Raw genomic sequence first — 26942 nt, 5'->3', positions numbered from 1 at the left:
ACGGCGGCGCGATGCCGTCTACAGCTCGCCCAGTCCTTCGGCCCTGCCGTCCTCCCCCACCTTCAGCAGGCGCAGGGTGTTGGTCGCGCCGCGGTGCTCCATGTGGTCGCCGCTGGTGAACATGATGTGGTCGCCGGCGGCGAGCAGGCCGGCGTCGTGCAGCGCCTGGACCGCGTCGCGCGCCGCTTCGCGGGTGGCCAGGCCGCGGCTGTCGAAGTCGATCGGGAACACGTCGCGCATCAACTTCATCCGGCGCCGCGCCCCCGCATGCCGCGACAGTGCGTAGATCGGCACGCTGGAGCGGAACCGCGACAGGTATCGCGCGGTGCCGCCCGATTCGGTCATCGCCACGATCGCGCGCACCGCCATGTGTTCGGACAGGAACATCGCCGCCATCGCGATCGCCTGGTCGGCGCGCTGCATGTCGCGCGAGGCCTTGCCGAAGTCGATGTCGAATTCGAACTGCTTCTCGGCGCCGACGCAGATCCGCGCCATCGCCTCGACCGCGCGCACCGGGAAATTGCCGGCCGCGGTTTCGGCCGACAGCATCACCGCGTCGGTGCCGTCGATCACCGCGTTGGCCACGTCCAGCACCTCGGCGCGGGTGGGAATCGGGCTGTCGACCATCGACTGCAGCATCTGGGTGGCGGTGATCACCACCCGGTTCTGCGCCAGCGATTCACGGATGATCTTCTTCTGCAGGCCGGGCAGCTCGGCGTCGCCGATCTCCACGCCCAGGTCGCCTCGGGCGACCATGACCACGTCGCTGGCCTCCACGATCTCGGCCAGGTTCTCGATCGCCTCGGCGCGCTCGATCTTCGACACCAGCGCGGCGTGGCTGCCGTGCGAACGCGCGACCGCGCGCGCGTCGTGCATGTCGGCGGCGTTGCGGCAGAACGACACCGCGATGAAGTCCGCATCCATGTCGGCGGCGATGCCGATCAGCTCACGGTCGCGATCGGTCAGCGCGCCCAGCGACAGGCCGCCACCGAGCCGGTTGAGCCCCTTGCGATCGGACAGCACGCTGTCGTTGATCACGCGGGTGACGATGCGTTCGCCTTCGATGCGTTCGACCCTGAGTTGCACCACGCCGTCGTCGAGCAGCAATACATCGCCGGCCCGCAGGTCCTGCGGCAGCGCGAGGTAGCTCACGCCGACCTGGGTCGCATCCCCGGGCGGCGCGTCCTCGCTGGCCACCAGGTCGAAGCGGTCGCCCGCGCGCAGCGGCACTCGGCCTTCGGCGAAGGTCTCGACGCGGATCTTGGGGCCGGGAAGGTCGGCCAGGATGCCGACCTCGACGCCCGCGCGCGCAGCTGCCTCGCGCACCGCCTGCGCACGCGCGAGCTGCGAGGACGGGTCGCCGTGCGAGAAGTTCAGTCGCACCACGTCGACCCCTGCACGCAGCAGCGCGTCGAGCACGCCCGGTGCATCGGTGGCCGGGCCGAGGGTGGCGAGGATGCGGGTGCGGCGACGGTGCTCGGACATGTACGGTGACCACTGGCTGGCGAAGCCGCCATCCTAGCCCAGCCCGATGACCGGACAGTGCCCGACAGGCGCGGGCCATGCGCGACCGCGTGACGGGCAGCCGGCTCCGCGAGTCGAGGACCGCTTCTCCCTGACCGTCCTACGGCGTGCCGCGCGCTTCCAGCGCCGCGACCGCCGGCAGGACCTTGCCTTCAAGGAATTCGAGGAACGCGCCGCCGCCGGTGGAGATGTACGACACGTCATCGGCGATGCCGTACTTGTCGACCGCGGCAAGGGTGTCGCCGCCGCCGGCGATCGAGAATGCCTTCGAAGCGGCGATCGCGCGCGCCAGCGTTTCGGTGCCCTTGCCGAAGGCGTCGAACTCGAACACGCCGACCGGACCGTTCCAGACCACGGTGCCGGCGTTGGCGATCAGTGCGGCGTAGCGCTGCGCGGTGTCCGGGCCGATGTCGAGCACCATGTCGTCGGCACCGATCGCATCGACGGCCTTTACCGTCGCCGGCGCATCGGCCTTGAACTCGGGCGCGACCACGACGTCGGTCGGCACCGGGATGTCGGCGCCGCGCGCCTTCGCATCTGCCATGATCTGCTTCGCGGTGTCGACCAGGTCGGCCTCGAACAGCGACTTGCCGACGCCGAAGCCCTCGGCGGCGATGAAGGTGTTGGCGATGCCGCCGCCGACGATCAGCTGGTCGACCTTGCCGACCAGCGACGACAGCAGTTCGAGCTTGGTGCTGACCTTGGAGCCGGCGACGATCGCCAGCAGCGGCCGCGCCGGATGGTCGAGTGCCTTGGCCAGCGCGTCGAGTTCCCCCATCAGCAGCGGACCGCCGGCGGCCTGCTTCGCGAAGCGGATCACGCCATGGGTCGAGGCCTGCGCGCGGTGCGCGGTGCCGAAGGCGTCCATGACGAACACGTCGCACAGCGCGGCGTACTGCTTCGCCAGCGCTTCGTCGTCGGCCTTCTCGCCGGCGTTCATGCGGCAGTTCTCCAGCAGCACCAACTGGCCGGGGGCGATGTCGACGCCGCCGAGATAGTCGCGCACCAGCGGCACTTCGCGGCCGAGCAGCTCCGACAGGCGCGCGGCGACCGGCGCCAGCGAATCGGCTTCGCTCCACGCGCCTTCCTTCGGCCGCCCGAGGTGCGACATCACCATCACCGCGGCACCGGCATCGAGCGCAGCGCGCAGTGTGGGCAGCGAGGCGGTGATGCGCTGGTCGGAGGTGACCCTGCCGCCGTCGACCGGAACGTTGAGGTCCTGGCGGATCAGCACGCGCTTGCCGGACAGGTCGAGGTCGCTCATTCGCTGGATGGTCATGGGGTTTCGTCGCTCGGAAAGTGGTGGCAAGGGCCGGGTTGCGCGGGCGGGCCCGGCGCGTGGTGCGGCAATCAGCGGGATGTCATTGTCCGGGTACGCGCAGGGGCAGGCAAACGGGCATGCGGCCGTGGGCACGGCAAAGCCGAGCGCCTGTGCTCGCCACCGCGAACCGGGGATCCGTGCCAGGAACCGTGCTTCGCCGGTCCCGCGCCCTCATCCGCCCTTCGGACACCTTCTCCCGGTTGCCGCCGAAGGGTTGGTGCGGCGCGTGGCGCTCCGCGCGCAGGCACCTGCTTTCGCGAGCGGGCGAGGCCCCGCGGCATGGACGGCCTCGGGCCGGCAGTTGACCCAGGTCAATGCGGCGCATCCACGCCCGGTGCACGCTCAGAAGGATGGCCGCCTGGTACCCATTGATCCTGCTGCTGCACCTGGCCTGCGCGATCCTGTTCGTCGGCGCAGTGGCGTTCGAAGTCCTGGTGCTCGAATCGCTGCACCGGCAGTTCGAACCCGCGGTGATGGCGCGGATCGAGGCCGCGGTGATGGCGCGGGCGCGGCGCTTCATGCCGTTCGTGGTGGCGCTGCTGTTCCTGAGCGGGTTCGCGCTGTTCGACATCCGCTGCAACGGCTTCGCCTGCATCGGTTCGCGCTTCGGCTGGCTGCTGGCGATCAAGGTCGCGCTCGCGTTCGGCGTGCTGGCGGTGTTCGTCACCGCGGTGCGCGCGGCGATGCGTGGGACAATGGACCCGTGCCGGTTCCGGCGTACCCACCATCTCGTGCTGGGCCTGATGGCCGCCATCGTGGTGCTGGCCAAGCTGATGTTCTATTGATCGCACGGCGCGCCACGCGCGCCGTCGTCGTCAAACCCCCTTCTGCATCGAGGAGTCACGTCATGTCCCAGGTCACTTTCCACGGCAACCCGGTCCGCGTCGACGGCCGCTTCCCCGTCGCCGGCGAGCAGGCCCGCCCGTTCACGCTCGTCGGCAAGGACCTGGCCGACGTGTCGCTGGCGTCGTTCAAGGGCAAGCGCAAGCTGCTCAACATCTTCCCCAGTGTGGACACCGGCGTGTGCGCGACCGCGCTGCGCAAGTTCAACGAACTGGCCTCGAAGCCGGACAACGCGGTGGTGCTGGGCATCTCCGCCGACCTGCCGTTCGCGCAGGCGCGTTTCTGCGGTGCCGAAGGGCTGGATCGCGTGGTGATGCTGTCGACGATGCGCGGGCGCGGCTTCCTCGAGGACTACGGCGTGGCGATCGCGGAAGGCCCGCTGGGCGGCGTCGCGGCGCGCGCGGTGGTGGTGCTCGACGAGAACGACCGCGTGGTCCACGCGCAGCTCGTCAACGAGATCGGCGAGGAACCGGACTACGAGGCCGCACTCGCGGTGCTGGCCTGAGCGCTGCGCTCAGCTCCCGCGCAGCGTCACCGCCGGTCCGAATGGCGAGCGCGTCTCGCCCGGCTCCGGCAGTCCCAAGCCGTAGCGCAGGCTGCGGCCGATGCGGTTTGCATACTCGTGCAGCAGCTCGGCGTGCTCGGGCGCGAGGATCTCGTCGGCCGTGGCGCGCCACAGTTCCAGCCATTGCACGAAGTGCTCGGTGGTGATCGGATGCGGGCGGTGCGCGGCCATCGGGTTGCCGCGGTAGGTGCCGGCGCGCAGGACCACCGAGGTCCAGAACGACACCAGCAGGCGCTTGTGCTCGTCCCAGTCGTCGACCGCGGCGTTGAACACCGGGCCGAGCGTGGGGTGGACCTGGATACGGTCGTAGAAGCGGTCGACGAGGGCTTCGATCTGCTCGTGGGTGGGCTGCGTGGACATGTCGGCAAGATGCGGGCGCGGCGCGGGATCACAAGCGGCGCGCGGAGGGAGGCGGGCCCGATTGTCGCGCCGAAACGGCGGCCGGACCTTGACGCAGGTCAGGGCAACGCACGATCGTGGCGCGCAGACTATGGGCGTCCCCGAGCGCCCCAAGCATCGTGACCCACGTCGTCACCGAGAACTGCATCAACTGCAAGCACACCGACTGCGTCGAAGTGTGCCCGGTCGACTGCTTCCACGAAGGCCCGAACTTCCTGGTCATCGACCCGGAAAGCTGCATCGACTGCACCCTGTGCGTGGCCGAATGCCCGGTGGGCGCGATCTACCCCGAGGACGACGTGCCCGGCGGGCAGGAGCACTTCCTCGCGATCAATGCCGAACTGGCGCCGCTGTGGCCGGTGATCGACCGCAAGATCCCGGCCATGCCCGACGCGAAGCAGTGGGACGGCGTGCCGGACAAGCTGAAGCTGCTGATCCGCGAAGCGATCGGCTGAGCCCGCCCGGGCACGACTTCCGGCATTCGGAAGCGCCGTCGCGCGCGCGTAAGCTGACGCGGGGCAAGCGGGGGCAATCTCGATGGCGACGCCACATTTCAGGCTCTGGCACGGCGCGCTGTCGCGGCCGGCACTGGGCCTGCTGATCGCGCTCGCACTGGCGCGCCTGCTGCTGCACCTGCTGACCAACGGCCAGTACGGTTTCCACCGCGACGAACTGGCGGTGCTCGACGACGCCCGCCAACTGGCCTGGGGTTACGTCGCCTATCCGCCACTGGTGCCGTTCCTCGCCCATGCGTCGATGCAGCTGTTCGGCGATTCGCTCACCGCGTTCCGCGCGCCATCGGCGCTGGCGCAGGCGCTGGCGCTGCTGTTCTCGGGGCTGATCGCGCGCGAACTCGGCGGCCAACGCTTCGCGCAGGCGGTGGCGGCCATCGCGGTCGCCTGCGTTCCGTTCTCGATGCTCGCTGGCTCGATGCTGCAGTACACCAGCCCCGACTACCTGTGGTGGGTGCTGGCGGCGTGGCTGCTGCTGAAGCTGGCCAACGGCGGCGACCCGCGCTGGTGGCTCGCGCTGGGGCTGGTCATCGGCCTGGGGATGATGACCCGCTACACGATGCTGTTCTGCGCAGCCGGCATCGTCGTCGCGGTGCTGGCCACGCCGCTGCGGCGGCAGCTGGGCAGCCCGTGGCCATGGGTTGGCGTGCTGGTGTCGCTGCTCGTATTCGCACCGAACGCGTGGTGGCAGTGGCGGCACGACTTCATCTATCTCGACTTCGTCCAGCACATCCACGCGCGCGACGTGCGGATCGGGCGCACCGAAGATTTTCTCGTCGGGCAGCTGATGCTCGGTGCCGGCCCGCTGCTGGCGTGGCTGTGGCTGATCGGCCTGGGGTGGCTTGCCTTCGCCGCCGCCGCGCGACCGTGGCGCGCGCTGGCCTGGCTGTATGCGGCCGCGCTGCTGCTGTTCTGGCTGGCCGGCGCGCGCGATTACTACCTGGCACCGGCCTATCCGATGCTGCTGGCAGCGGGCGCGGTGCTGCTGGAGCGTGCCATCGTGCGCCTGCGCCCGCGCACGGCGATCGCGGCACGTGGCGCGGCCGTGCTGGTGCTGCTCGCAGCGCTGGCGACGAGCGCACTGGTGGCGCTGCCGGTGGCGCCGATCGGCTCGCAAGGCTGGCAGATCAGCCGCAGCTTCCACGACAACTTCGCCGAGCAGGTCGGCTGGCCGGAGCTGGTCGCGCAGGTCGCCGCCGTGTACCACGCACTGCCCGACGCCGAACGCGCGCGCACCGCGATCTACGCCAACAACTACGGCGAAGCCGGCGCGATCAACCGCTACGGCCCGGCGCACGGACTGCCCGTGGCGATCAGCGGCATCAACTCGTACTGGGCGCGCGGCTACGGCGCCCTGCCACCGACGACGGTGATCGTGCTGGGCGACGACGCCGAAGGCATCGCCGACACCCCGGCTACCTGCACGCTCGCCGGCCGCATCCGCATCCCGCACGGCGTGGAGAACGAGGAGAGCGGGCACCCCGACATCTACGTCTGCCGCGATCTCAGGTTCGACTGGGCGAAGGCGTGGCCGCTGATGCGGAGCTTTGGCTGATGCGAGCGTCAGTGGCCTGCTGGCGATTCGTCCGATGGCCACCGTGCGCGCCCGAGTTCGGTGCATGGCGGGGCGCCGGGTACGAGTGCCCTTGGGTGCGAATGTCCTCCGGCACCGGCCTTACGGCCGACGCCCCCCCCTTGATTTCGCACCCAAGGGCACTCGCACCCGTGCTCGGATTTTCGCGGTGGCTTTGCAAGCGCAAGCCTAAGCCCAGCTTTCCGGCAAGCCTGCGATCTGGTCGCTCCGATGCGGTCGGCAGGCCTTCGGGGCGAAATCAAGGGGGAGGCATTCGCCGCAGGCGGATGCCGGAGCACATTCGCCCCGAAGGCCTGCCGGCCGCATCGGCGCCCCATCAGGTCGCGACGACGCGTGCGTCAGATGGCGGTACAGCGCATGGCCGGAAAATCAAGCGCTGAGCTCTCCGGAACAGGGAGAAGAACCAGAAAAAAGCCCCGCGGATGCGGGGCTTTCCCGATGCGGCAATGTCGTCGCGGATTACTTCGCGATGACGCGCACCATTTCCAGGCACTTGTTGGAATAGCCCCACTCGTTGTCGTACCAGCTCACCAGCTTGACGAAGGTGGAGTCGAGCGCGATCCCGGCTTCGGCGTCGAAGATCGACGTGCGGGTGTCGCCGCGGAAGTCGGTGGCGACCACCTTGTCCTCGGTGTAGCCCAGGATGCCCTTCAGCGCGCCTTCGCTCTGCGCCTTCATCTCGGCCTTGATTTCGTCGTAGCTGGCCGGGTTGTCGAGCTCCACGGTCAGGTCGACCACCGACACGTCGGACGTCGGTACGCGGAAGCTCATGCCGGTGAGCTTCTTGTTGAGCTCGGGGATCACCACGCCCACGGCCTTCGCCGCGCCGGTGGACGACGGGATGATGTTCTCGAGGATGCCGCGGCCGCCGCGCCAGTCCTTGTTGGACGGGCCGTCGACGACCTTCTGGCTGGCGGTGGCGGCGTGCACGGTGGTCATCAGGCCGCGCTTGATGCCCCACTTGTCGTGCAGCACCTTGGCGATCGGCGCCAGGCAGTTGGTGGTGCACGAGGCGTTGGAGATGATCGCCTCACCCTTGTAGCTCTTGTCGTTGACGCCGTAGACGAACATCGGCGTGTCGTCCTTTGACGGCGCCGACAGGATCACCTTCTTCGCGCCGGCGTCGAGATGCTTCTGCGCGGTTTCCTTGGTCAGGAACAGGCCGGTGGACTCGATCACCACGTCGACGCCGACCTCGCCCCACTTCAGGTTGGCCGGGTCGCGCTCCTGGGTCAGGCGGATCTTCCTGCCGTTGACGACGATGTTGCCGCCGTCGACCTTCACCTCGCCGCTGAAACGGCCGTGCACGGAGTCGTACTGCAGCATGTAGGCCAGGTAGTCGGGTTCCAGCAGGTCATTGATGGCGACGACCTCGATGTCGCTGCCGAAATTCTCAATGGCCGAACGCAACACGTTGCGCCCGATGCGGCCGAAACCATTGATACCAACCTTGATCGCCATGTCACGCTCCTGCAGGGAAAGACGGTGGAAGAACCGGGAAAAGACGGACGGAAAGTGATAAAGCACGTTATTTTAGCCGTTTCCCGACCGCGCTTTCAGCCCTGCCGAGCCCCATTTCGCCATGAAAACGATGCCACGCCTGCTTCTCGCCACTTTCCTGTTGCTTCTGGCGCCCGCCGCACTGGGCTGGGCCCAGCTCGGCCATCGCCTGGTCGGCGAACTGGCGCAGCGCCACCTCACCCCCGCGGCCGGCGCCGAAGTCGCGCGGCTGCTGGCCGGCGAGAAGGACCCGACCCTGGCCGGCGTCGCCGCCTGGGCCGACACCCTGCGCGACGAGGACCCGCCGCGCTTCAAGGCCACCTCGAAGTGGCATTACGTCAACACGGCGCCCGGCGCGGACTGCCGCTACGACGCTGCGCGCGACTGCCCGGACGGCAACTGCGTGGTCGGCGCGATCGAAAAACAGCTGGCGATCCTCCGCGACCGCAGGCAGCCGATCAAGGCCCGTCGCGACGCGCTGAAGTTCGTGGTCCATTTCGTCGGCGACGTGCACCAGCCGCTGCACGCCACCAACCACACCGATGCCGGCGGCAACGGCTACCAGATCAGCCTGCGCACCGACCTGCCGCCCGAAGCCTATGCGCGCAAGCACTACGCCGACGGCGTGATGGGCACCAACCTGCATTCGGTGTGGGATTACTACATCCTCGGCACCGCCGGTTTCGGCGCCGACCGCAAGGCGGTGACGCCCTACGCCAACCGCCTCGACACCCTGCCCTGGCCGCCGATGGCCGAAGCCGGACGCAGCGCCCCGGAAGCCTGGGCCGGCGAATCCTGCCGGCTGGTCGACGCACGCGGCCTGTACCCGGCCGGCACCCACAAACTCGACAAGGCCTACCTCGACGAATACCGCCCACTGGCCGAACAGCGCGTGCGCCAGGCCGCGTACCGGCTGGCGCAGGTGCTGGACGCGGCCCTCGGCGACTGAGCGGCGGCGCGCCCCGTGCCAGGGCGCATCGCAACGGACTCAGCGGTATCGGCGCAGGTAGCGCTTCTCGAATACGACCTTGGCCCAATGCATCACCCGCAGCGGCGGCAGGGCGCGGCTGCCGCCTTCCCGGCGGGTCACCAGCATGCCGCGGTCGAGCGAATCGACGATGCACGCCAGTTCGCTGCGGAAGGTTTCCTGCGCCGGCTCGCCGCGCAGTTCACGCAGCAGGTTGCGGGCGGCCACCTCGGCCTGCAGGTCGGCCTGGTGCGCCTGCTTGGGCATCCAGTCCGGCCCCGGGAAGCTGCCGCCGTCGCCGGCGACATAGGTGCGGGCGAAGCCGGGCACGCGGCAGCTGGCCTCGCCTTGCACGAAGCCGCCCGGCGAGCGCGGCAACGGGGTGTCGTCCAGCCAGGCCTGGCCGGTCAGCCCGGGCATGAACACGATCAGGTCGCTGTCGATGCGGCTGCGCTCCAGCTGCACCGCGCCGGCCTCGAAGCGCTGCGGTTTTTCGCCCAGCACGGTGTCGATGCCGCGCTTGCGCATTTGCCCGAGGATCATCCCCACCGCGCGCTCGCCCAGCCGCTGCCCCGGTGTCTGCGAGGGACTGAAGAACACCAGGCGGAACCTTTCCCGGCGGCGCTGCTTGCGCAGCAGGGTGTCGATGCCGAACACGAATTCGAACACCGGCCCGCCGCGCATCGCGATCGGCTCGTTCGGATTGCTGCCGAAGCCGAAACACAGGGTGCCGCCGTCGAGCGCCGCCAGCCGGTCGCGGATCGCCTCGCCTGCCGCCACGCCTTCGCACGGAATGATGGCGTGCTCGATGCCCGGCAGCTTGCGCAGGTAGCGCGCGCCGGAGGCGATGACCAGGCCGTCGTTTTCCACGTCGCCGGCCTCGGTGCGCAGCCGGCGGCCGTCGTCCGACAGCCCGGTGGCGCGGGCGGCATGGAACGCCATGCCTTCGCGGCGCAGGAAGCCGTCCAGCGGCACCACCAGGTCCTCGCTCCGGCGCTTGCCCGAGGGAAGCCAGATGGTCCCCGGCAGGTACTGCAGTTCGGGGACCGGCGCCACCAGGGTCAGCCGGGCAGCGGGCGCCTGCCCGCGCAGGGTGCGCAGTGCGGTCAGGCCCGCAAACCCGGCCCCGACGACGGTGATCCGTGCATTGTCCATGTCGCGCCTCCTATGGGTCGATGCCCAGCGCCTGCCTGAGCCGGGGCTCGGTGCTGGTCATCCCCGCCTTGCGGCCCAGTGCCAGCGTCGCGTCCGCCGGCACGCCATGGAATTCCGCCTGTTCCAGCGCCAGCAGCGCGCCGGCGCGGTTGCCGCTGGCGCAGTGCACCAGCACCTGGCCGTGGTCGGGCGACAGCGCATCGTGCAGCCGGCGGGCGTTGTCGGCGGTGATGCCGTCCGCACCGGCGACCGGGATCTGGACGTAGCGCAGCCCCGCTGCGCGCACCTCGGCGGCTTCGTCGCGCCCGGCCAGTTCCTCCGTGGTCCGCAAGTTGACGACCGTGGCGATGCCGTTGGCCGCGATCGCATTCCAGTCGCCGGGCGCGGGCTGGCCGGACGTGTATAGCCCCGGCAACGCCTCGATCAGCTCCACGCCGGGCGCCATGGTCGTCGGCGCGACCGACGCACATCCAGCGAGCAACGCCAGCGAAGCGATCGCAATCCAATGCGCGGGCCACCTGCGGGTTGCGCGGACCACCGCCGCAAACGCGCGCGTGTTCGCGCGGCGCCGGGGCGCGGCGGCGGTGATGACGGCGGCGGAGGGCTGGATCAGGTCGGCATGGGACTGATTCATCGGGGTTTACGCTCCATTGGCGTCCGCAGGATAGACGTTCGCGCTGCGTGGGCACGCGGCGACAAGGCGCGAGGTCACGCCAGCTGCGCGCGCGTCCAGCGCACGATGTCGGCCGCCGCCATCGCGCCGGCCTGCCGCGCGAGTTCGCGGCCCTCGTGGAACAGCGCCAGCGTCGGGATGTTGCGGACACCGAAACGGCTGCCCAGCGCCGGTTGCGCTTCGGTATCGATCTTGGCCAGGCGCACGCGTGGCTCCAGTTGCGTAGCGGCCTGCTCGAACTGCGGCGCCATCGTCCGGCACGGCCCGCACCACGGCGCCCAGAAATCGACCAGCACCGGCAACTGGCCACGCTCGACATGCGCGGCGAAGCTCGCAGCGTCCAGCGCCAGCGGGCGACCGGTAAACAGGGGCTGGTGACAGCGTCCGCATTCGGGCTGCTCGCCCAAGCGCGCGGCGGGCACCCGATTGAGCGACTGGCAGTGCGGGCAGGCGACGAGCAGCGGATCGGTCATGCGGCCTCCTCGCGCGGCGCCGCGGTCGGGCGCGCGCGCAACAACGCGTAGTACAGCAAGGGAATCACGACCAGCGTGAGCGCCGTGCTGACGAGGATGCCGAACACCAGCGACACCGCCAGGCCGTTGAAGATCGGGTCGTCGAGGATGAAGAACGCGCCGAGCATCGCCGCCAGCCCGGTCAGCACGATCGGTTTGGCGCGCACCGCGCAGGCATCCACCACCGCCTCGGCCAGCGCCACGCCGCGCGCGGTTTCCTGGTTGATGAAATCCACCAGCAGGATGGAATTGCGCACGATGATCCCGGCCAGCGCGATCATGCCGATCATGCTGGTGGCGGTGAACTGCGCGCCGAGCAGCGCGTGCCCCGGCATCACCCCGATCACCGTCAGCGGGATCGGCGCCATGATCACCAGCGGCACCAGGTAGCTGCGGAACTGCGCCACAACCAGCAGGTAGATCAGCACCATGCCGGCGGCATAGGCGATGCCCATGTCGCGGAAGGTCTCGTAGGTGATCTGCCATTCGCCGTCCCACTTGACCGCGAACCGGCTGCTGTCTTGCGGCTGGCCGATGAACGTCTGTTCGAGTTCGTGGCCGCCGACGGGTTGCCGGCGCAGCTGCCCGACCAGGTCGAACATGCCGTACAGCGGGCTGTCGAGCCGGCCGGCCTCGTCGCCGGTGACGTAGACGACCGGCAGCAGGTCCTTGTGGTGGATGGCGCCGTCCCACGGCGCCTCCCGCACCGCCACCAGCTCCGACAGCGGAACGAGCTGGCCTTCGCCGCCACGCACCTGCAACGCGAGCAGGCGCTGCATCGTGGCCTGGTCGCCCGCGGGCAGGCGCAGGCGCACCGGGCGCGGGTATTTCGACGCGCCATCGTGCACATAGGTGGCGTCCAGGCCGGTCAACGCCGCGGCCAGCGCGTCGGCGATCGCCGACTGCGGCACGCCCAGGCGCGCGGCGCGCGCGCGATCGACCACCAGCACCTCGCGCGGGGCATCGCTTTCGACGCTGGTATCGACGTCGACGATGCCTTCGGTGGCGCGGAAACGCTGTTCCAGCGCCTTGGCCAGCCTGCGGCTGGTGGCGTAGTCCGGGCCGTACAGCTCGGCGACCAGCGGCGCCAGCACCGGCGGCCCCGGCGGCACTTCGACCACTTTCACCGACGCGCCGTGGCGGCGCCCGATCGCGTCCAGTTGCGGCCGCAGCGCGCGCGCGATGTCGTGGCTCTGGCGTTCGCGCTGGTGCTTGTCGACCAGGTTGACCTGCAGGTCGCCGACGTTGCCGCCGCTGCGCAGGAAGTACTGCCGCACCAGGCCGTTGAAGTTGATCGGCGCAGCGGTGCCGGCATAGCCCTGGTAATCCAGCACCTCGGGCACCTTGTCCACGGCCGCGGCCAGTTCCACCAGCAGCGCATCGGTGGCTTCCAGGGTGCGGCCTTCGGGCAGGTCCACCACCACCTGCAGCTCGGACTTGTTGTCGAACGGCAGCATCTTCAGCACCACCGCCTGGAACACGGCAAGCGATGCGGCCAGCAGCACCAGCGCGGCGATGCCGCCGAACAGCCACAGCCGCCGGCGGCCTCCGCGCGCGGGATCCAGGAACGGCCGCATCAGCCTGGAGAACATGCGCTTGAGCCTGGTTTCGCGGGCGGCTTCGGCTTCGCCGGCATGGTCGCCGTCGCCCGCGGCGGGCAGGTGCCTGCCGAGCAGCTTGAGCGACAGCCATGGCGTCACCACCAGCGCGATCGCCAGCGACAGCAGCATGCCGACCGAGGCGTTGATCGGGATCGGCCGCATGTATGGCCCCATCAGGCCGGAGACGAAGGCCATCGGCATCAGCGCGGCGATCACTGTGAAGGTGGCGAGGATGGTCGGGCCGCCGACTTCGTCCACCGCCGGCGGGATCGCCTCGCGCAGGGTCCTGCCTCCGAGGGCCATGTGCCGGTGGATGTTCTCGACCACGACGATCGCGTCGTCCACGAGGATGCCGATCGAGAAGATCAACGCGAACAGCGACACCCGGTTGAGGGTGAAGCCCATCGCCCACGACGCGAACAGGGTGACCGCGAGCGTCAGCACCACCGCGCTGCCGACCACGATCGCCTCGCGCCAGCCCAGCGCGAACAGCACCAGCAGCACCACCGAGCCGGTGGCGAACACCAGCTTCTGGATCAGCTTCATGGCCTTGTCGGTGGCGGTCCGGCCGTAGTCGCGGGTGACGGTGGCATGCACGCCGTCGGGGATCAGTTCGTCCTGCACCTGGCGCAGGCGCGTGGCGACCGCGCCGGTGATGTCGGCGGCATTGCTGCCGGGCTTCTTGGCGACGGCGATGGTCACCGCGGGCGCCAGTCCCGCGACCGGCCCGGCGCGTCCGGGCGGTGCGCCGTGCCACGCATAGCGCGTGGCGAGGTCGCCCCCGGCGCGCACAGTGGCGACGTCGGACAAGCGCAACGGCTTGCCGCCGGACAACCCGACCACCAGGTCAGCGACATCCCGCGCGCTGGCCAGGAAGGTGCCGGCGGTTACCGGCACCGCGGCATTGCCGGCGACGCGCTCGCCGACCTGGCGCACGACGTTCGCCGCCTTCAGCGCCTGCGCCAGGTCGGGCACCGCCAAGCCGTACGCGGCAAGCCGCGCCGGATCCAGGGTCACCGCCACCACCCGGTCGGGCGCGCCGACGGTGTAGATGTCGCGCGTGCCGGGCACGCGCTTGAACTCGGTTTCCAGCGTGTGCGCGACTTCCGCCAACTCGGCGGGCCCGCGTTGCATGTCGTCGGTCCACAGCGTCACCGCCATGACCGGGACGTCGTCGATGCCCTTGGGCTTGATCAGCGGCTGGCCCACGCCCACGCCCGGCGGCAACCAGTCCTGGTTGGAATAGACCTGGTTGTAGAGGCGCACGATCGCCGGCTGGCGCTCGACGCCGACCGTGTATTCCACGGTCAGCACGGCCATGCCCGGGCGACTGATCGAATAGACGTGCTTGACGCCCTCGATTTCCGAGAGCTTCTGCTCCAGCGGCGTGCTGACCAGTTGCTCGACGTCGCGCGCGCTGGCGCCCGCGAACGGCACGATGACGTTGGCCATGGTGACGTCGATCTGCGGCTCTTCCTCGCGCGGCGTGACCAGCACCGCCACCAAGCCCAGCAACAGGCCGAGGATCGCCAGGACCGGCGTCAGCGGGTTGGCCTGGAAGGCGGCCGCCAGGCGGCCGGGCAGGCCCAGCCGGCCGTGGCCCGGCTCATTCATCGCTGCCACCGGCGGCCTTGCGTTGCGCCGCCAACGCCTGCAACGCCGCAACCGGATCGATGGCGATGGCGTCCCCGCGCTCCAGGCCGGCCATGACTTCCACCCGGTCGCCGCGGCGACCTCCCAGCCGCAACTGGCGCAGCGACAGGCGGCCGTCCTGCAGCACGTACACACCGCTGACTTCGCCGCGCTGGACCAGCGCCGACGCCGGGATGCCGATCGTCGCCGGCGTGGCGCCGCCGCTCGCGATCGGGAACACGACCTTCGCGGTGGCGCCTGGCATGGGAGCGTCGTGCACGTCCGGCAAAGTCACGCGCACGCCGACGCTGTGGGTCGACGGGTCCGCGGCCGGAAACACGACGACCGCCGCCGCGGCGACAGCGCGCCCGTCGGCGAACACGACTTGCGCGCGGCCGGCGCCGCGGATCGCGTCGGCCTCGGACTGCGGCACCTGCACTTCGATCCGCAGCGCGCCCGGCGCATACACCGACATCAGCGGCTGGCCCGGATTGACGCTTTCGCCGGGTTCGACCCGCCGCGCGCTGACGATGCCGGCGAACGGCGCGCGCACCACCGTGTACCCGGCCTGCTGGCCGGCCTGAGTTAGTTGCGCGCGTGCCGCGTCGCGCGAGGCCACCGCGCTGTCGCGGGCCGCGCGCGCCTGGTCCAGCTGCGATTTCGACACGTACTGGCCACCGGCCAGCGCGGCGAAGCGGCGATAGTTGGACTCCGCTTCCGCCGCCGCGGCATCGGCGGCGCGCAATTGCGCGCGCGCGGTGTTGGCGCCGGCCTGCTGCTCCACGGCGGTCAGCCGCAGCAGGACCGCGCCGGCGGCGACGCGGTCGTTCACGTCCGCGTTGACCTCGGTCACACGCCCCGTGGTCTGCGCCGACAGGTCGGCCTGGCGCACCGCCTCGACCACGCCATCCCAGGCGCGGCCGGCGTCGCCGGCGGGCGCTTGCACGGTCAGCGTCCGCAGCCCGCGCAGCGGTGGCGGCGATGCCGGTGCCGGTTCCCCGCCGCAGGCCGCCAGCGCGGCCAGCAACGCGGTCGCAAGCATTGCGCGCATGCGGATCAACGGCAGCAACTCGCGCCCTCGGCGTTCTTGCCGATCCCCAGCCTGCGCATGACCATGCCCGCCGGACAGAATCCGGTGAATGCGGACTGGAACAGGTTGAGGCCGATGAAGGCGGTGAGGACCCACCACCACGGCGAGACCAGCTGGGTCAGCGCGACGCTGACCAGGACCATCACGCCGGCGAAGGCCATGATGGCGCGATCCAGGGACATCGGGGTTTTCATGCGCTTGCTCCAGATTGGGGGGGAATCGGGGGAGGACTACTTTTTCGCGCCTTGAGCCGCTCGATGCCGAGCAGTCCCATGATGTACTTCTCGTAGATCGGCTCCGATGTGCCGTGGCGCATCTTGTAGAGGAAGTACTTCTCGAAGCCGACCTTGGCCAGGTGCACCCACTTGCCCTCCCTGGCCCAGGTGACGTTGCGCGGCGGGATCTGCGGCAGCGCGACGAAGGCCACGCCGGTATCGCCCATGTCGGCCAGGCACACCGCGTTCCAGGTGCCCTCGAAGTCGGCGGGCTTGCCCTGCAGTTCGGCCTGGATGTTGCGCACGATGGTGGTGACCATCGACTCGATCATGAACCCGGTCTTGGGCGCACCGGTCGGCACCGGCGTCGCCTCCACCGGCGGGATCGCCACGCACACCCCGGCGGCGAAGACCTGCGGGTATTTCGGGCTGCGCTGGTGCTTGTCGACGATCACGAAACCGCGCGGGTTGCACAGCCCCTCGACCGCGGCGACCGCCTCCACGCCCTTGAACGCCGGCAACAGCATCGCGTACTTGAACGGCACGACGTGCTCGTCAAGCGGCAGCCCCTTGGCATCGTGCTCGACGGCCACGACTTCGCCGGGACGCACTTCCTGCACCTTGGCATTGGTGATCCACTTGATGTGGCGCTGGCGCAGTTCGTACTCCATCAGCCCCTTGGAATCGCCGACGCCGCCCAGTCCCATGTGGCCGATGTACGGCTCGCTGGTGACGTAGGTCATCGGCACCTTGTCGCGCAGCTTGCGGCGGCGCAGGTCGGCGTCGAGGATCAGCGCGAACTCGTAGGCCGGACCGAAACAACTGGCGCCCTGCACCGCCCCGACCACGATCGGGCCGGGGTCCTGCAGGAACTTCTCGTACGCCTCCCAGGCGCGCTGCGCGTGCGGCGTGGTGCAGACCGACTGGGTCAGTCCGGTATCCGGACCGGTGCCGGGGACTTCCTCGAACGCGAGCCGGGGCCCGGTGCACACCAGCAGGTAATCGTAATCGAGCACCTTGCCCGAGCCGGTATGTACCTGGCGGGCTTCGGCATCGATGCGTTGCGCGCCGGAGCCATCGAAGGCGATGTCCTTGCGCCCCAGGTGCTCGGCGGCATCCAGGGTGAAATCCCCGGGTTTGCGCCAGCCCACGGCGAGCCACGGGTTGGAGGGGGTGAAGCTGAAGCGGTCGCCCAGCCCGACCACCGTGACCGGGTGCTCCCTGCCCAGCGTTTCGCGCAGTTCGTAGGCCGCGGCCATGCCGCCCAGCCCCGCTCCCAGCACCACGATCCTGGCCATCTCAAGCCTCCCTCCGGCGCCTGGCGCCGTTGTGTTGGATGAACATTAGTTATTTCTTATATTAGTGTCAACTGATATTATTGCCGGGCGCGAATCGGAGGAAACCGCCATGCCCGCCAGTGCTGCCACCCGCGTCGGGGAGGCGTGTTCCCGGATCCGGGAAATGGCTCTCCGGTCATTCGGCGCCTGCCCGCGGGCAGGCGTCTTGATCGATGTCAGGCAACCGGCGGAGTTCGGGGCCCGTGAGACCGCCTGCGGCGCGTCCGGCTGGACTGCGGCCGGCCTGCCCGCGACCATGCGCTGATGCCCAACATCGATCCCGAAGCGATGCGTGTCCACGCTGCCGAGGCCGCGCAACTGCTCAAGGCGCTGGGCAACGAGAAACGGCTGATGCTGCTGTGCCTGCTGGCCGAAGGCGAGCGCTCGGTCGGCGAGCTCAATGCGCGGCTGGACCTGAGCCAATCGGCGTTGTCGCAGCACCTGGCCCTGCTGCGCCAGGACGGCCTGGTGACGACGCGCCGCGAAGCCCAGAGCATCTACTACTCGCTGGCCAGTGGCCCGGCGCAAGCCATCATTGCTACCCTGCACGGCATCTACTGCGGCGACGATCCGCCGCTGTGAGAGGGATCGTGAGCGACGACGGCCTGCACATCGAGTCCTTCTTCCACTCCGACACCGGCGCCTGGAGCTACCTCGTCCTGGACCCCGCCAGCGGCGACGCCGCGCTGGTCGACCCGGTACTCGACTACGCCGCCTCCTCCGGGCGCACGTCCACGCAATCGGCGCAGGCGTTGGTGGATGCGGTGCGCGAACGCGGCGCGACCGTGCGCTGGCTGCTCGAAACCCACGCCCACGCCGATCATCTCTCGGCGTCGCACTGGCTGAAGACGACGCATTATCCCGACGCCACGCTCGCCATCGGCGCCGGCATCCACAAGGTGCAGGCCACCTTCCGCCCGATCTTCAACCTCGGCGACCACTTTCCGGTCGACGGCTCCCAGTTCGACCACCTGTTCGCCGACGACGAAACGTTCGCGATCGGCGGCATCGCCGCGCGCGTGATCGCCGTGCCCGGCCACACCAGCGACAGCATCGCGTACCTCGTCGGCGACGCGCTGTTCACCGGCGACTCGCTGTTCATGCCCGACGGTGGCACCGCGCGCTGCGACTTCCCCGGCGGCAGCGCGCAGACGCTGTACCGCTCGATCCGGCGCCTGTTCGAACTGCCCGACGACACCCGCGTGTTCGTCTGCCACGACTACGGTCCGGGCGGCCGCGAGCCGGCCTGCGAGACCACGATCGGCGAACAGAAGCGCGCCAACATCCATGTCCGGGACGACACCGCCGAGGACGACTACGTGCGCCTGCGCGAGGCGCGCGACGCGACCCTGGCGATGCCGGCGCTGATCATCCCTTCGCTGCAGGCCAACATCCGCGCCGGCGCGCTGCCGGAAGCGGAGGACAATGGCGTGCGCTATTTCAAGATTCCCCTCGACACACTCTGATTCCATGCAGACGACATTCACCCCGGTCAGTGCGGCACTGGGCGGCATCGCGATCGGCGCGGCAGCCGTGCTGCTGTACGCCGGCATCGGCCGCATCGCCGGCATAAGCGGCATCCTCAACGCCGGCATCGAGCAGCGCGACGGGCGCGCGTGGCGGCTGCTGGCGCTGCCGGAGATGACCGATCCCGACAAGGTGCTCAACTTCCTCGACGTGTCCGGCCACTGGGATCCGTCGCTGGCACTGGTCATGGGCGGCGCGCTGGCGGTGACCTTGCCGGGCTTCGCGTGGGTGCGGCGACGCGCGCGGGCGCAGCCCTGCGACGCGCCCGCGACGCGCATCGACTGGCGCCTGCTCGCGGGCAGCGCATTGTTCGGGGCCGGCTGGGGGCTCGCCGGCTACTGTCCCGGGCCGGCGTTGGCCAACCTCGCGCGCGGCAGCGGGGAAGCGATCGTGTTCGTCCTCGCGCTGCTGGCGGGTTCCTGGCTGGTTCGCCTGCTGCCGGCGCGGCCATGACCGCGCCCCGACCCCTGCCGCTGTTCGCTGCGCTGCTGCTGTCGGCCTGCGCCAGCCACGGGCCGCCGCGCACCGTCCCATCCCCGCCGCCAGGGCCGCCGACGACCGATGCGACCGCCGCACCGTCGACCCACGACCCGCACCTGCACGCCGCGCCGCCGCAGGCGCCGGCGCTGCCCTCGCCGGTGGTGGTGCCGCTCGATGCCGCCACCCTCGCCGCGCTGCCGCGCACGACAGTCGACGCCGCTGCGCACGGCGAAGCGCTGCGGTGCGAAGGCGTCGCGCTCGCCGCTTTGATGCAGGCTGCCGGCGCGATGCCTGCCGAGCCGCTGCGCGGCGCGCAGCTGGGCCGTTACGTGCAGGTCGACAGCCGCGACGGCTATCGCGCGCTGTTCGCGCTCGCCGAGTTCGATCCGACGCTGGGCAACCGCAGCGCGTTCGTCGTCGATCGCTGCGATGGCAAGGCGCTGGGCGATGACACGGGGCCGCTGCGGCTGGTCGTGCCTGGCGAAGCGCGTCCTGCGCGCTGGGTGCAACAGGTGGAGGCGATCACGGTGATCGTGGCGCCGTGAGCGCAATGCCTGCCCCTGTAGGAGCGCACCTGGGCGCGACCGCTTTACCGAAGATCCCGGTCGCGCCCAGGTGCGCTCCTACATCCAGTGCGTTGGGCATTCATCCATGACGACTCGCGCCGCCAACTCGTTCCATCGCATCCTGCGTCTTGCCTGCATCGTCCTCGCGCTGTGCGTCATCGCGCCCGCACCCGCAAAGGCCGCGCGGCCGCCGCTCACCGTCTTCGCCGCCGCCAGCCTCAAGGAATCGATGGACGAAGCCGCCCTCGCCTTCCAGCGCGACACCGGGCAGGCGGTGCGCGTGTCCTACGCCGGCAGTTCGGCGCTTGCGCGACAGATCGAACAGGGTGCGCCCGCGGACGTGTTCCTTTCCGCGGACCTGGACTGGATGGATGAACTGCAGTCGAAGGGGCTGATCGACGCCGCCACGCGCAGCGAACTGCTCGGCAACACGCTGGTGCTGGTCGCGCCGAAAGACAGCACTGCGAAGGCGATGACGCTTGATGCGGGCGCCGACTTGCTGCCGCTGCTCGGCCAGCGCGGCCGGATCGCGCTGGCGCTGGTCGACGGCGTGCCCGCGGGCAAGTATGCGAAAGCCGCGTTCATTTCGCTTGGCATTTGGGACGCGTTGCAACCGCACCTGGCCGAATCGGAGAACGTGCGCGCAGCGCTGCTGCTGGTCGCGCGCGGCGAAACGCCGCTGGGCGTGGTCTACGGCAGCGACGCGCGCGCCGAGCCGCGGGTGAGGGTGCTGGCGACGTTTCCGGAAAGCTCGCATCCGCCGATCGTGTATCCGGTGGCGAAGGTGAAGGCGAGCACGCATCCGCGCGCGGCGGCGTTCGTGCAGTGGCTGCACACGTCCGCCGCCGCCGCCATTTTCCGACGCCACGGCTTCAGCACGCGCTGAAGGCACGCCCGCAGGAGCGCACCTGGGCGCGACAAGGCTTTGCCGGCGAAACAGGTCGCGCCCAGGTCGCTCCTGCGGGGAGGTTGCCGTTCGCCTGATGCGACGGCATCGACACAGGGCGCCTGCCGCCGCGCGACAATGCTACAACTGCACCTCCTTGACCTTCCCCTGCCGCCGCAAGGGAGGGAGCACCGACCCCTTTTTGCCGACATGTTCGACTTCACCACCGCCGAACTGACCGCCATCGCACTGAGCCTGAAGGTCGCCACCGTCGCCGCGCTGGCCAGCCTGCCGTTCGGCATCGCGACCGGCTGGCTGCTGGCGCGCAGGCGCTTCTTCGGCAAGGCGCTGCTCGACGCGCTGGTGCACCTGCCGCTGGTGCTGCCGCCGGTGGTGGTCGGCTACGTGCTGCTGGTGGTGCTGGGCAACAACGGCGTGGTCGGCGGCTTCCTCATGCAGCACTTCGGCGTCGGCGTCGCGTTCCGCTGGACCGGCGCGGCGCTGGCCAGCGCGGTGATGGGATTTCCGCTGATGGTGCGCACGATCCGGCTGTCGATCGAGTCCGCCGACCGCCGCCTCGAACAGGCCGCGGCCACGCTCGGCGCGACGCCGTGGCGGGTGTTCCGCAGCGTGACGCTGCCGCTGGCCTGGCCGGGCATCGTTGCCGGCGCGGTGCTGGCGTTCGCCAAGGCGCTGGGCGAATTCGGCGCGACGATCACCTTCGTGTCCGCCATTCCCGGCGAGACGCAGACGATCTCGTCGGCGATCTACGGCCTGCTGCAGGTGCCCGGCGGCGACGCCGGCATCTGGCGGCTGGCGCTGGTGGCTGTCGGTATCTCGCTGCTGGCGCTGCTGGCATCGGAATGGCTGGTGCGGCGCCAGCGCGGCGAGCAGGCGCGCTGATGCTGGCGCTCGACGTCGTGCTCGAACGCGGCACGCAAGCGGTCGGGGGATTCCGTCGCCACGTCCGCATCGAGGACGACGCGCGGGTGATCGCGCTCGCCGGCCATTCCGGCGCCGGCAAGACCTCGGTGCTGCACGCAATCGCGGGCCTGGTCACGCCGCGCGACGGCCGCATCGAGGTCGGCGGCCACGTCCTGTTCGACCGCGCGCGCGGCATCGACGTACCGGTGCACCAGCGCCGCGTCGGCTACGTGTTCCAGGACGCGCGCCTGTTCCCGCACCTCGACGTGCGCGGCAACCTGCGCTACGGCCGGCGCGCCGCCGGCAGGGCCTCGTTCGCGTTCGACGATGTGGTTGCCCTGCTCGGCATCGGCGCGCTGCTCGAGCGCCGCACCGCCAACCTCTCCGGCGGCGAAGCGCAGCGGGTGGCGATCGGCCGCGCGCTGCTGTCGCAACCCGCGATCCTGCTGCTCGACGAACCGCTGTCGAACCTCGACAGGGCGCGCCGCGAAGAGTTGATTCCCTACCTGCAGCGCGTGCGCGACGAAACCGCGCTGCCGATCGTCTACGTCAGCCACTCGGGCGACGAGGTCGAGCGCCTGACCGCGGCGGTGCACGTGCTGGAGTGACCGCTGGCCGATCGACTCAATGCGCCGCGGCGTCCTGCAGCGCGGGAACGGGCTGCGGCCTGCGCACCACTCCGACGCGCTTCCTGCCATTTCGGCTGTTGAAGGTGAAGGCGTAGTCCAGCCGCACCGGCACCCGGCGCACGGTGACTTCCGGACCAGTGCAGTCGCCGCGCTCGCGCTTGTCGAGCGACTGTGGCGGGAATTCGCAGATCATCGCCGGGGTGAACTCCCAGCGCCGCAGCGCCTCGGCCACCGACTGCGCATAGGCGAGCGAGCGCGGCTGCGTGCCGGCCGCGCAGTCCGGCGTGCCGTCGAACGGCGCGACCCGGGTGACGTCGCCATCCGCGGACAGCCACACTTCCGCGCAGACGACGACTTCCACCGGCACCCCGGCATCGGCTCCGGCCGGAAACGCGGGCTCCGGTGCGGCCAGCGTCACCGGCATCACGAACAGCTGGGTTGGCGCAAGCTCGTGCCGCGCGCCAGCCTCCGGCAGCAGCATGCGGTGGTCGACGCTGGCGCTGCGGCTGGCGCAGCCTGCGACGACGATGGAAAGCGCTACCGCTGCCAGCGCCCATGCAGGCCTCGGCTTCACGACTGGCCTGCAGTCCGCTTGAGCTGGCCGCAGTACACGACACTGCTTCGTGAGTCCGCCTGGACGACATCACATGCCAGCCGCTGGACACTGCTGTCCGCGGCCGTATCGATCCGGATCCAGTCATGCGCGGCGGAGTCGGCTTCCCTGTCCGCGCCGACCTTCATCGGTGCGCCGCTGTCCTCACCGCCCCCTTTTACGTCGAAGTCCACCGGCACCCGCACGCGACCGGCAACCGGCTTGCCATCCTTCATCGCCGGCTTGATCTTCCAGTCCTTCGCAGCGCCAAGCGCGGCCTGGTCGAACACGCCTGCCGGCTCGGACGTTTCCACCTGCGCATCGGTCACGCTGCCATCGGCGGCCACGTCGACCAGCAGCACCACCTTCCCGCTCACCTTGTTGGCCACCGCATCGGCGGGATATTTCGGCGGCGTCAGCACGTTGCCGTCGGCATCCGCCTGCGCCGGCCGGTCATGGGCAACCGACTTGACCGGCGGGTCCGCGGCCGTGGCGGCGGCCGCGCTGCCGGTCACCGCCTTGGTCGCCGGGCGTGCCGCCCAGGTGGCCCAGGCGGTGCCCGCCACGACCATGCCTGCAATGACCAGACCGATGAGCACGCGACGCGCGCCGGGAACGGGACGCTTGAGCATGGCAATTCTCTCCTTGAGCGGATGGCCGCCAAACCAGTGGCAGGCCAGGGGCGCCGGCATCGCCGACAGTTGGGTTTTCACCATCGCCTCGCCGTAGACGCGGCGGGCGTGTGGATGGCGGGTCACGACGGTTTCGTCGCAGGCCAGCTCCTGGTCGCGGCGGAAGCGGTCGGCGGCAATCCACGCGAGCGGGTTGAACCAGTACACGCAGCGCAGTGCCGCGATCAGCGCGTTGCCGAGCACGTCGCGGCGTGCGACGTGGATGCGTTCGTGGGCAAGGATGAGTTCGCGTTCGCCGGTGCTGTAGCGGGCCTCGAAATCGGCCGGCAGCACGATCCTGGCGCGCAGCCCGACCACCGCCGGCAAGCCGGCGCAGCGCTCGGCGCGCAGGTGTCCGTCGGCGTCGCCGCGCACGGCGCCAAGGCTGCGATGGAACCGCCGCTGCAGCGCGACCTGCCACAGCGCGAACGCGACCACGCCGGCCAGCCAGGCTGGCAGCAACCACGCGGCGAACCAGGCATCCGCCGCCGTTGGCATGCCGTCCGCAACCACGTCCGCGCCCACGGAGACCATCGCATCCGACGCCATCACGCGCACCACCCGCGCCGGCAGCGACGCGGCCAGCACCGCCAGCGGCAGCAGCGACCACAGCAGGTAGGCCGCGTTGGCGCCGAAGGCGGCGCGCATCGGCCGTCGCAGCACCAGCACCAGCGCGATCGCCGCGCTGCTGGCGCAGGTGCTTTCCAGCAGCCAGCGGCAGAGGTCAGCGGGCGTCATCGTCGATCTCCTCCAGCAGCCGCCGCAGCTCGGCGATGTCGGCCTCGCTTAGGCGGCCGCGCTCGCTGAAATGCGCGACCAGCGGCGCGACGCGCCCGCCAAACATCCGCTGCACGAAGCCTTCGCTCTGCTGCGCCGTCCATGCCTGCCGCGTAAGCACCGGCGAGTAGAGGTACCGGCGGCCCTGCCTGGCCGCCTCGATCGCACCCTTGTTGAGCAGCCGGTTGAGCAGGGTTTTCACGGTCGGCTCGGCCCAGTCGGTACTGGACGCGAGCGCGGCCACGACATCGTCCGCGCTGCGCGGATGGCGCTCCCACAGCACCTGCATGACCTGGGCTTCGGCATCGCTGATCGGCATTTCGATTACATCCGTAATTTTTATTGATTACAGACGTAAATCCAGCCCGTGTCAAGGGGGTCTGGGCGGCGGCGTCCTCGACTGACAGCCATTCACGCCCCGCTCCACTCCACCCCTTAACGTCCGCCTCCGTACCCTGCCGCGATGACCGAATTCCTCGATTCGCTCGATCTCGCCGTCGACCGCGTGTTGGCGCGGATTCCAGGGCCGCTGGCCGTCGGTGCCCCGCTGGGCATCGGCAAGCCGCACCGCCTGCTCAACGCGTTATACGGGCGCATCGAACGCGATCCCGCGCGCAAGCTGACGCTCTACACCGCGCTGTCGCTGGCTCCGCCATCGCGTGGCAAGGGACTGGAAGGCCGTTTCCTCGGCCCGTTCGTGGCGCGTCATTTCGGTGACGACTTCCCGCGGCTGGCTTACGTGGCCGCGCAGAAGCGCGATGCGCTGCCGGCCAACATCACGATCGAGGAGTTCTACCTGCAGTCCGGCGCGCTGCTGGGCTCGTCGCAGGCGCAGCGCCATTACGCCAGCCTCGATTACACCCATGTCGCGCGTTCCCTGGTCGACCGTGGGCTCAACTGCATGGTGCAGAAGGTCGCGGCGAACGCCGAGGGTACCCAGCTGTCGCTGTCGTCCAACACCGACCTGACCTTCGACACGCTCGACGCGCTGGCCGCGGCGGGCGCGCCGCGCCCGCTGCTGGTGGCCGAGATCGACCCGCAGCTGCCGTGGCTGGGCGACCGCGCCGCGGTCCCACTCGACTTCTTCGACCTCGTGGTCGCGCCGCCGCCGCCGTATCCGAAGCTGTTCGCGCTGCCGCGGCAGCCCGTCGGCGACGCCGAGCACGCCATCGGCCTGTACGCCAGCGCCCTGGTACGCGACGGCGGCACCCTGCAGGTCGGCATCGGTGCGCTGTCGGACGCGCTGTGCCACGCGCTGGTCCTGCGCCACACCGACAACGCCAGCTACCGGCGCGTGCTGCAGGCGCTGGACCCGGAGCTCGAACACCATCGCGCCGTGGTCGCCAGCGGCGGACTGGGGCCGTTCGAGCAGGGCCTGTACGGCTGCAGCGAGATGATCAACGAGGGCTTCAAACTGCTGGTCCAGCGCGGCGTGATGCGACGACGCGTGGTGGACAAGCTACCGCTGATGCAGCGCATGAACGACGGCACCGCGAACGAGATGGAGCGCGAACTGGTCGCGCGCGACGGCCAGTTCCTGCACGGCGCGTTCTACCTGGGTTCGCAGGACTTCTACGACTGGTTGCGCGACCTCGACGACGACACGCGTCGCGGCATCGGCATGTGTCCGGTCAGCGAGGTCAACGAACTGTACGGCGGCAACGAAATGCTCGAACGCGCGCAGCGTCGCGACGCGCGCTTCTTCAACACCTGCATGATGGCCACCGCGCTGGGCGCAGCGGTCTCGGACGGCCTCGACGACGGGCGCATCGTGTCCGGCGTCGGCGGCCAATACAACTTCGTGGCGATGGCGCACGCGCTGCCCGATGCGCGCTCGGTACTGCTGCTGCGCGCCACCCGCGAAGCCGGCGGCAAGCTGCAGTCCAACATCCGCTGGAACTACGGCCACTGCACCATCGCCCGCCACCTGCGCGACATCTACATCAACGAATACGGCATCGCCGACCTGCATGGCCGCAACGACGAGGACTGCGTGATCGCGATGGCCGGCATCGCCGAGTCACGCTTCCAGCACGGCCTGGTCGACGCCGCGAAGCGCAATCGCAAGCTGCGCGCGGACTTCACCATTCCGCCGGCATGGTCGCGCAACACGCCGCAGCGGCTGCGCGAAGCACTCGCGCCGTTTCGCCGCGACGGCACGCTGCCGGATTATCCGCTGGGCAGCGATTTCACCGAAGTCGAACAGCGCCTGCTCAAGGCGCTGGACTGGCTGAAGGCGCGCGCCGGCAGTACCGGCGGCAAGGCGCGCACCGCCGCCGCGGCACTGCTGTCGCCTGGCGCGCGCGATGACGAGTCGATGGCACGGATGGGGCTGTCCGCGCCGAAGGGCGTCGGCGAATGGCTGGAGGCCAGGTTGCTGCGCCATGCGCTGGCAAGAACAACGCCGTAGGCCCGGCTACCGCGACGCGGCACATGGCGGACCCGCAGGA

The 26942-nt window shown here is 70.1% G+C and carries 27 protein-coding genes; 13 read left to right on the top strand and 14 right to left on the bottom strand.

Annotated elements, in window-relative coordinates; genetic code table 11:
* Nucleotides 1-18: 18 nt before the first annotated feature.
* Together pyk and H570_RS0101155 are read right to left on the bottom strand one after the other, a co-directional pair.
* Complete coding sequence (gene pyk, locus H570_RS0101160; RefSeq protein ID WP_027079151.1) at nucleotides 19-1485, bottom strand: pyruvate kinase; 1467 nt, start codon at nucleotides 1483-1485, stop codon at nucleotides 19-21.
* A gap of 139 nt (nucleotides 1486-1624) precedes the next feature.
* Nucleotides 1625-2803 carry a phosphoglycerate kinase gene (locus H570_RS0101155; protein ID WP_027079150.1) on the bottom strand — a complete coding sequence of 393 codons (1179 nt, stop codon included), beginning with the start codon at nucleotides 2801-2803 and terminating at the stop codon, nucleotides 1625-1627.
* Nucleotides 2804-3195: 392 nt separating this feature from the next.
* Here H570_RS0101155 and H570_RS0101150 point away from each other — a divergent pair, with 392 nt between their 5' ends.
* Both H570_RS0101150 and tpx read left to right on the top strand, forming a co-directional pair.
* The gene (locus tag H570_RS0101150; protein ID WP_027079149.1) at nucleotides 3196-3630 is read left to right on the top strand and encodes a membrane protein; all 435 of its coding nucleotides are present in this window, start codon (nucleotides 3196-3198) and stop codon (nucleotides 3628-3630) included.
* A 62-nt stretch (nucleotides 3631-3692) separates the two neighbouring features.
* Entirely contained in the window at nucleotides 3693-4193 is a 501-nt protein-coding gene (gene tpx / locus H570_RS0101145) for a thiol peroxidase (protein WP_027079148.1), read from the top strand.
* Between the two features lie 9 nt (nucleotides 4194-4202).
* Here the strand turns inward: tpx and H570_RS15825 are convergent, their stop codons facing one another.
* Nucleotides 4203-4613 (bottom strand): group III truncated hemoglobin, encoded by a 411-nt coding sequence (locus H570_RS15825; RefSeq protein ID WP_036134581.1) that lies wholly within the window; start codon nucleotides 4611-4613, stop codon nucleotides 4203-4205.
* A 158-nt stretch (nucleotides 4614-4771) separates the two neighbouring features.
* Here H570_RS15825 and fdxA point away from each other — a divergent pair, with 158 nt between their 5' ends.
* On the top strand, nucleotides 4772-5107 hold the full coding sequence (fdxA, locus tag H570_RS0101135; protein ID WP_027079147.1) for a ferredoxin FdxA: 336 nt from the start codon (nucleotides 4772-4774) through the stop codon (nucleotides 5105-5107).
* An 82-nt stretch (nucleotides 5108-5189) separates the two neighbouring features.
* Nucleotides 5190-6719 carry a glycosyltransferase family 39 protein gene (locus H570_RS15820; RefSeq protein WP_051175952.1) on the top strand — a complete coding sequence of 510 codons (1530 nt, stop codon included), beginning with the start codon at nucleotides 5190-5192 and terminating at the stop codon, nucleotides 6717-6719.
* A gap of 498 nt (nucleotides 6720-7217) precedes the next feature.
* Here the strand turns inward: H570_RS15820 and gap are convergent, their stop codons facing one another.
* Nucleotides 7218-8219 (bottom strand): type I glyceraldehyde-3-phosphate dehydrogenase, encoded by a 1002-nt coding sequence (gap, locus tag H570_RS0101125; protein WP_027079146.1) that lies wholly within the window; start codon nucleotides 8217-8219, stop codon nucleotides 7218-7220.
* Between the two features lie 121 nt (nucleotides 8220-8340).
* On the opposite strand from gap, the gene H570_RS0101120 reads away from it, so the two are divergent.
* Nucleotides 8341-9207 (top strand): S1/P1 nuclease, encoded by an 867-nt coding sequence (locus tag H570_RS0101120; protein ID WP_027079145.1) that lies wholly within the window; start codon nucleotides 8341-8343, stop codon nucleotides 9205-9207.
* Nucleotides 9208-9246: 39 nt separating this feature from the next.
* On the opposite strand, the gene H570_RS0101115 is transcribed toward H570_RS0101120, so the two are convergent.
* The 7 genes from H570_RS0101115 to H570_RS0101085 all read right to left on the bottom strand — a co-directional run bounded on the left by H570_RS0101115 (nucleotide 9247) and on the right by H570_RS0101085 (nucleotide 17401).
* Nucleotides 9247-10380 (bottom strand): NAD(P)/FAD-dependent oxidoreductase, encoded by a 1134-nt coding sequence (locus H570_RS0101115; RefSeq protein ID WP_027079144.1) that lies wholly within the window; start codon nucleotides 10378-10380, stop codon nucleotides 9247-9249.
* Between the two features lie 10 nt (nucleotides 10381-10390).
* The gene (locus H570_RS0101110; RefSeq protein ID WP_051175951.1) at nucleotides 10391-11014 is read right to left on the bottom strand and encodes a protein tyrosine phosphatase family protein; all 624 of its coding nucleotides are present in this window, start codon (nucleotides 11012-11014) and stop codon (nucleotides 10391-10393) included.
* Between the two features lie 74 nt (nucleotides 11015-11088).
* Nucleotides 11089-11526, bottom strand: coding sequence for a thioredoxin TrxC (gene trxC, locus H570_RS0101105; RefSeq protein WP_027079142.1), 438 nt, complete (start codon nucleotides 11524-11526; stop codon nucleotides 11089-11091).
* Nucleotides 11523-14780: an efflux RND transporter permease subunit gene (locus H570_RS0101100; protein WP_027079141.1), complete on the bottom strand. Its 3258-nt coding sequence runs from the start codon at nucleotides 14778-14780 to the stop codon at nucleotides 11523-11525. The genes trxC and H570_RS0101100 overlap by 4 nt, the downstream gene beginning before the upstream one ends.
* The gene (locus H570_RS0101095) at nucleotides 14773-15840 is read right to left on the bottom strand and encodes an efflux RND transporter periplasmic adaptor subunit (RefSeq protein ID WP_036134796.1); all 1068 of its coding nucleotides are present in this window, start codon (nucleotides 15838-15840) and stop codon (nucleotides 14773-14775) included. The genes H570_RS0101100 and H570_RS0101095 overlap by 8 nt, the downstream gene beginning before the upstream one ends.
* A 14-nt stretch (nucleotides 15841-15854) precedes the next feature.
* Nucleotides 15855-16082, bottom strand: coding sequence for a YgaP family membrane protein (locus H570_RS15815; RefSeq protein WP_245559505.1), 228 nt, complete (start codon nucleotides 16080-16082; stop codon nucleotides 15855-15857).
* Nucleotides 16079-17401 carry an NAD(P)/FAD-dependent oxidoreductase gene (locus H570_RS0101085; RefSeq protein ID WP_027079139.1) on the bottom strand — a complete coding sequence of 441 codons (1323 nt, stop codon included), beginning with the start codon at nucleotides 17399-17401 and terminating at the stop codon, nucleotides 16079-16081. The genes H570_RS15815 and H570_RS0101085 overlap by 4 nt, the downstream gene beginning before the upstream one ends.
* Before the next feature lie 303 nt (nucleotides 17402-17704).
* Between H570_RS0101085 and H570_RS0101075 the strand changes: the two genes are divergently transcribed.
* The 7 genes from H570_RS0101075 to H570_RS0101045 all read left to right on the top strand — a co-directional run bounded on the left by H570_RS0101075 (nucleotide 17705) and on the right by H570_RS0101045 (nucleotide 22431).
* A complete protein-coding gene (locus tag H570_RS0101075) occupies nucleotides 17705-18022 on the top strand; it encodes an ArsR/SmtB family transcription factor (protein WP_027079137.1) in 318 nt (105 codons plus the stop codon).
* Nucleotides 18023-18030: 8 nt separating this feature from the next.
* Complete coding sequence (locus H570_RS0101070; RefSeq protein ID WP_245559503.1) at nucleotides 18031-18906, top strand: MBL fold metallo-hydrolase; 876 nt, start codon at nucleotides 18031-18033, stop codon at nucleotides 18904-18906.
* 4 nt (nucleotides 18907-18910) lie between these two features.
* Nucleotides 18911-19420, top strand: a complete 510-nt coding sequence (locus H570_RS0101065; protein ID WP_245559501.1) for a YeeE/YedE family protein — start codon at nucleotides 18911-18913, stop codon at nucleotides 19418-19420.
* A complete protein-coding gene (locus H570_RS17955; RefSeq protein ID WP_051175950.1) occupies nucleotides 19417-19992 on the top strand; it encodes a molybdopterin-binding protein in 576 nt (191 codons plus the stop codon). Before H570_RS0101065 ends, H570_RS17955 begins: the two co-directional genes overlap by 4 nt.
* A gap of 106 nt (nucleotides 19993-20098) precedes the next feature.
* A complete protein-coding gene (gene modA, locus H570_RS0101055) occupies nucleotides 20099-20899 on the top strand; it encodes a molybdate ABC transporter substrate-binding protein (protein ID WP_051175949.1) in 801 nt (266 codons plus the stop codon).
* Between the two features lie 210 nt (nucleotides 20900-21109).
* Nucleotides 21110-21802: a molybdate ABC transporter permease subunit gene (gene modB, locus H570_RS0101050; RefSeq protein WP_027079133.1), complete on the top strand. Its 693-nt coding sequence runs from the start codon at nucleotides 21110-21112 to the stop codon at nucleotides 21800-21802.
* Complete coding sequence (locus tag H570_RS0101045; RefSeq protein ID WP_027079132.1) at nucleotides 21802-22431, top strand: ATP-binding cassette domain-containing protein; 630 nt, start codon at nucleotides 21802-21804, stop codon at nucleotides 22429-22431. The genes modB and H570_RS0101045 overlap by 1 nt, the downstream gene beginning before the upstream one ends.
* 16 nt (nucleotides 22432-22447) lie before the next feature.
* On the opposite strand, the gene H570_RS15805 is transcribed toward H570_RS0101045, so the two are convergent.
* From H570_RS15805 to H570_RS0101030, 3 genes are read right to left on the bottom strand one after another with little or no spacing between them, the layout of a single operon-like run.
* Nucleotides 22448-23026 carry a hypothetical protein gene (locus tag H570_RS15805; protein WP_051175948.1) on the bottom strand — a complete coding sequence of 193 codons (579 nt, stop codon included), beginning with the start codon at nucleotides 23024-23026 and terminating at the stop codon, nucleotides 22448-22450.
* Nucleotides 23023-24453: a TonB family protein gene (locus H570_RS15800; RefSeq protein WP_051175947.1), complete on the bottom strand. Its 1431-nt coding sequence runs from the start codon at nucleotides 24451-24453 to the stop codon at nucleotides 23023-23025. The genes H570_RS15805 and H570_RS15800 overlap by 4 nt, the downstream gene beginning before the upstream one ends.
* Nucleotides 24440-24811: a BlaI/MecI/CopY family transcriptional regulator gene (locus H570_RS0101030; RefSeq protein ID WP_027079131.1), complete on the bottom strand. Its 372-nt coding sequence runs from the start codon at nucleotides 24809-24811 to the stop codon at nucleotides 24440-24442. The genes H570_RS15800 and H570_RS0101030 overlap by 14 nt, the downstream gene beginning before the upstream one ends.
* Before the next feature lie 144 nt (nucleotides 24812-24955).
* Here H570_RS0101030 and H570_RS0101025 point away from each other — a divergent pair, with 144 nt between their 5' ends.
* On the top strand, nucleotides 24956-26902 hold the full coding sequence (locus H570_RS0101025; protein WP_027079130.1) for an acetyl-CoA hydrolase/transferase C-terminal domain-containing protein: 1947 nt from the start codon (nucleotides 24956-24958) through the stop codon (nucleotides 26900-26902).
* The last annotated feature ends 40 nt before the right edge of the window (nucleotides 26903-26942 follow it).

Origin of the sequence: Luteimonas mephitis DSM 12574 (assembly GCF_000422305.1) — a bacterium.
Lineage (GTDB): Bacteria > Pseudomonadota > Gammaproteobacteria > Xanthomonadales > Xanthomonadaceae > Luteimonas > Luteimonas mephitis.
This window is presented reverse-complemented; position numbering and strand designations above follow the sequence as displayed.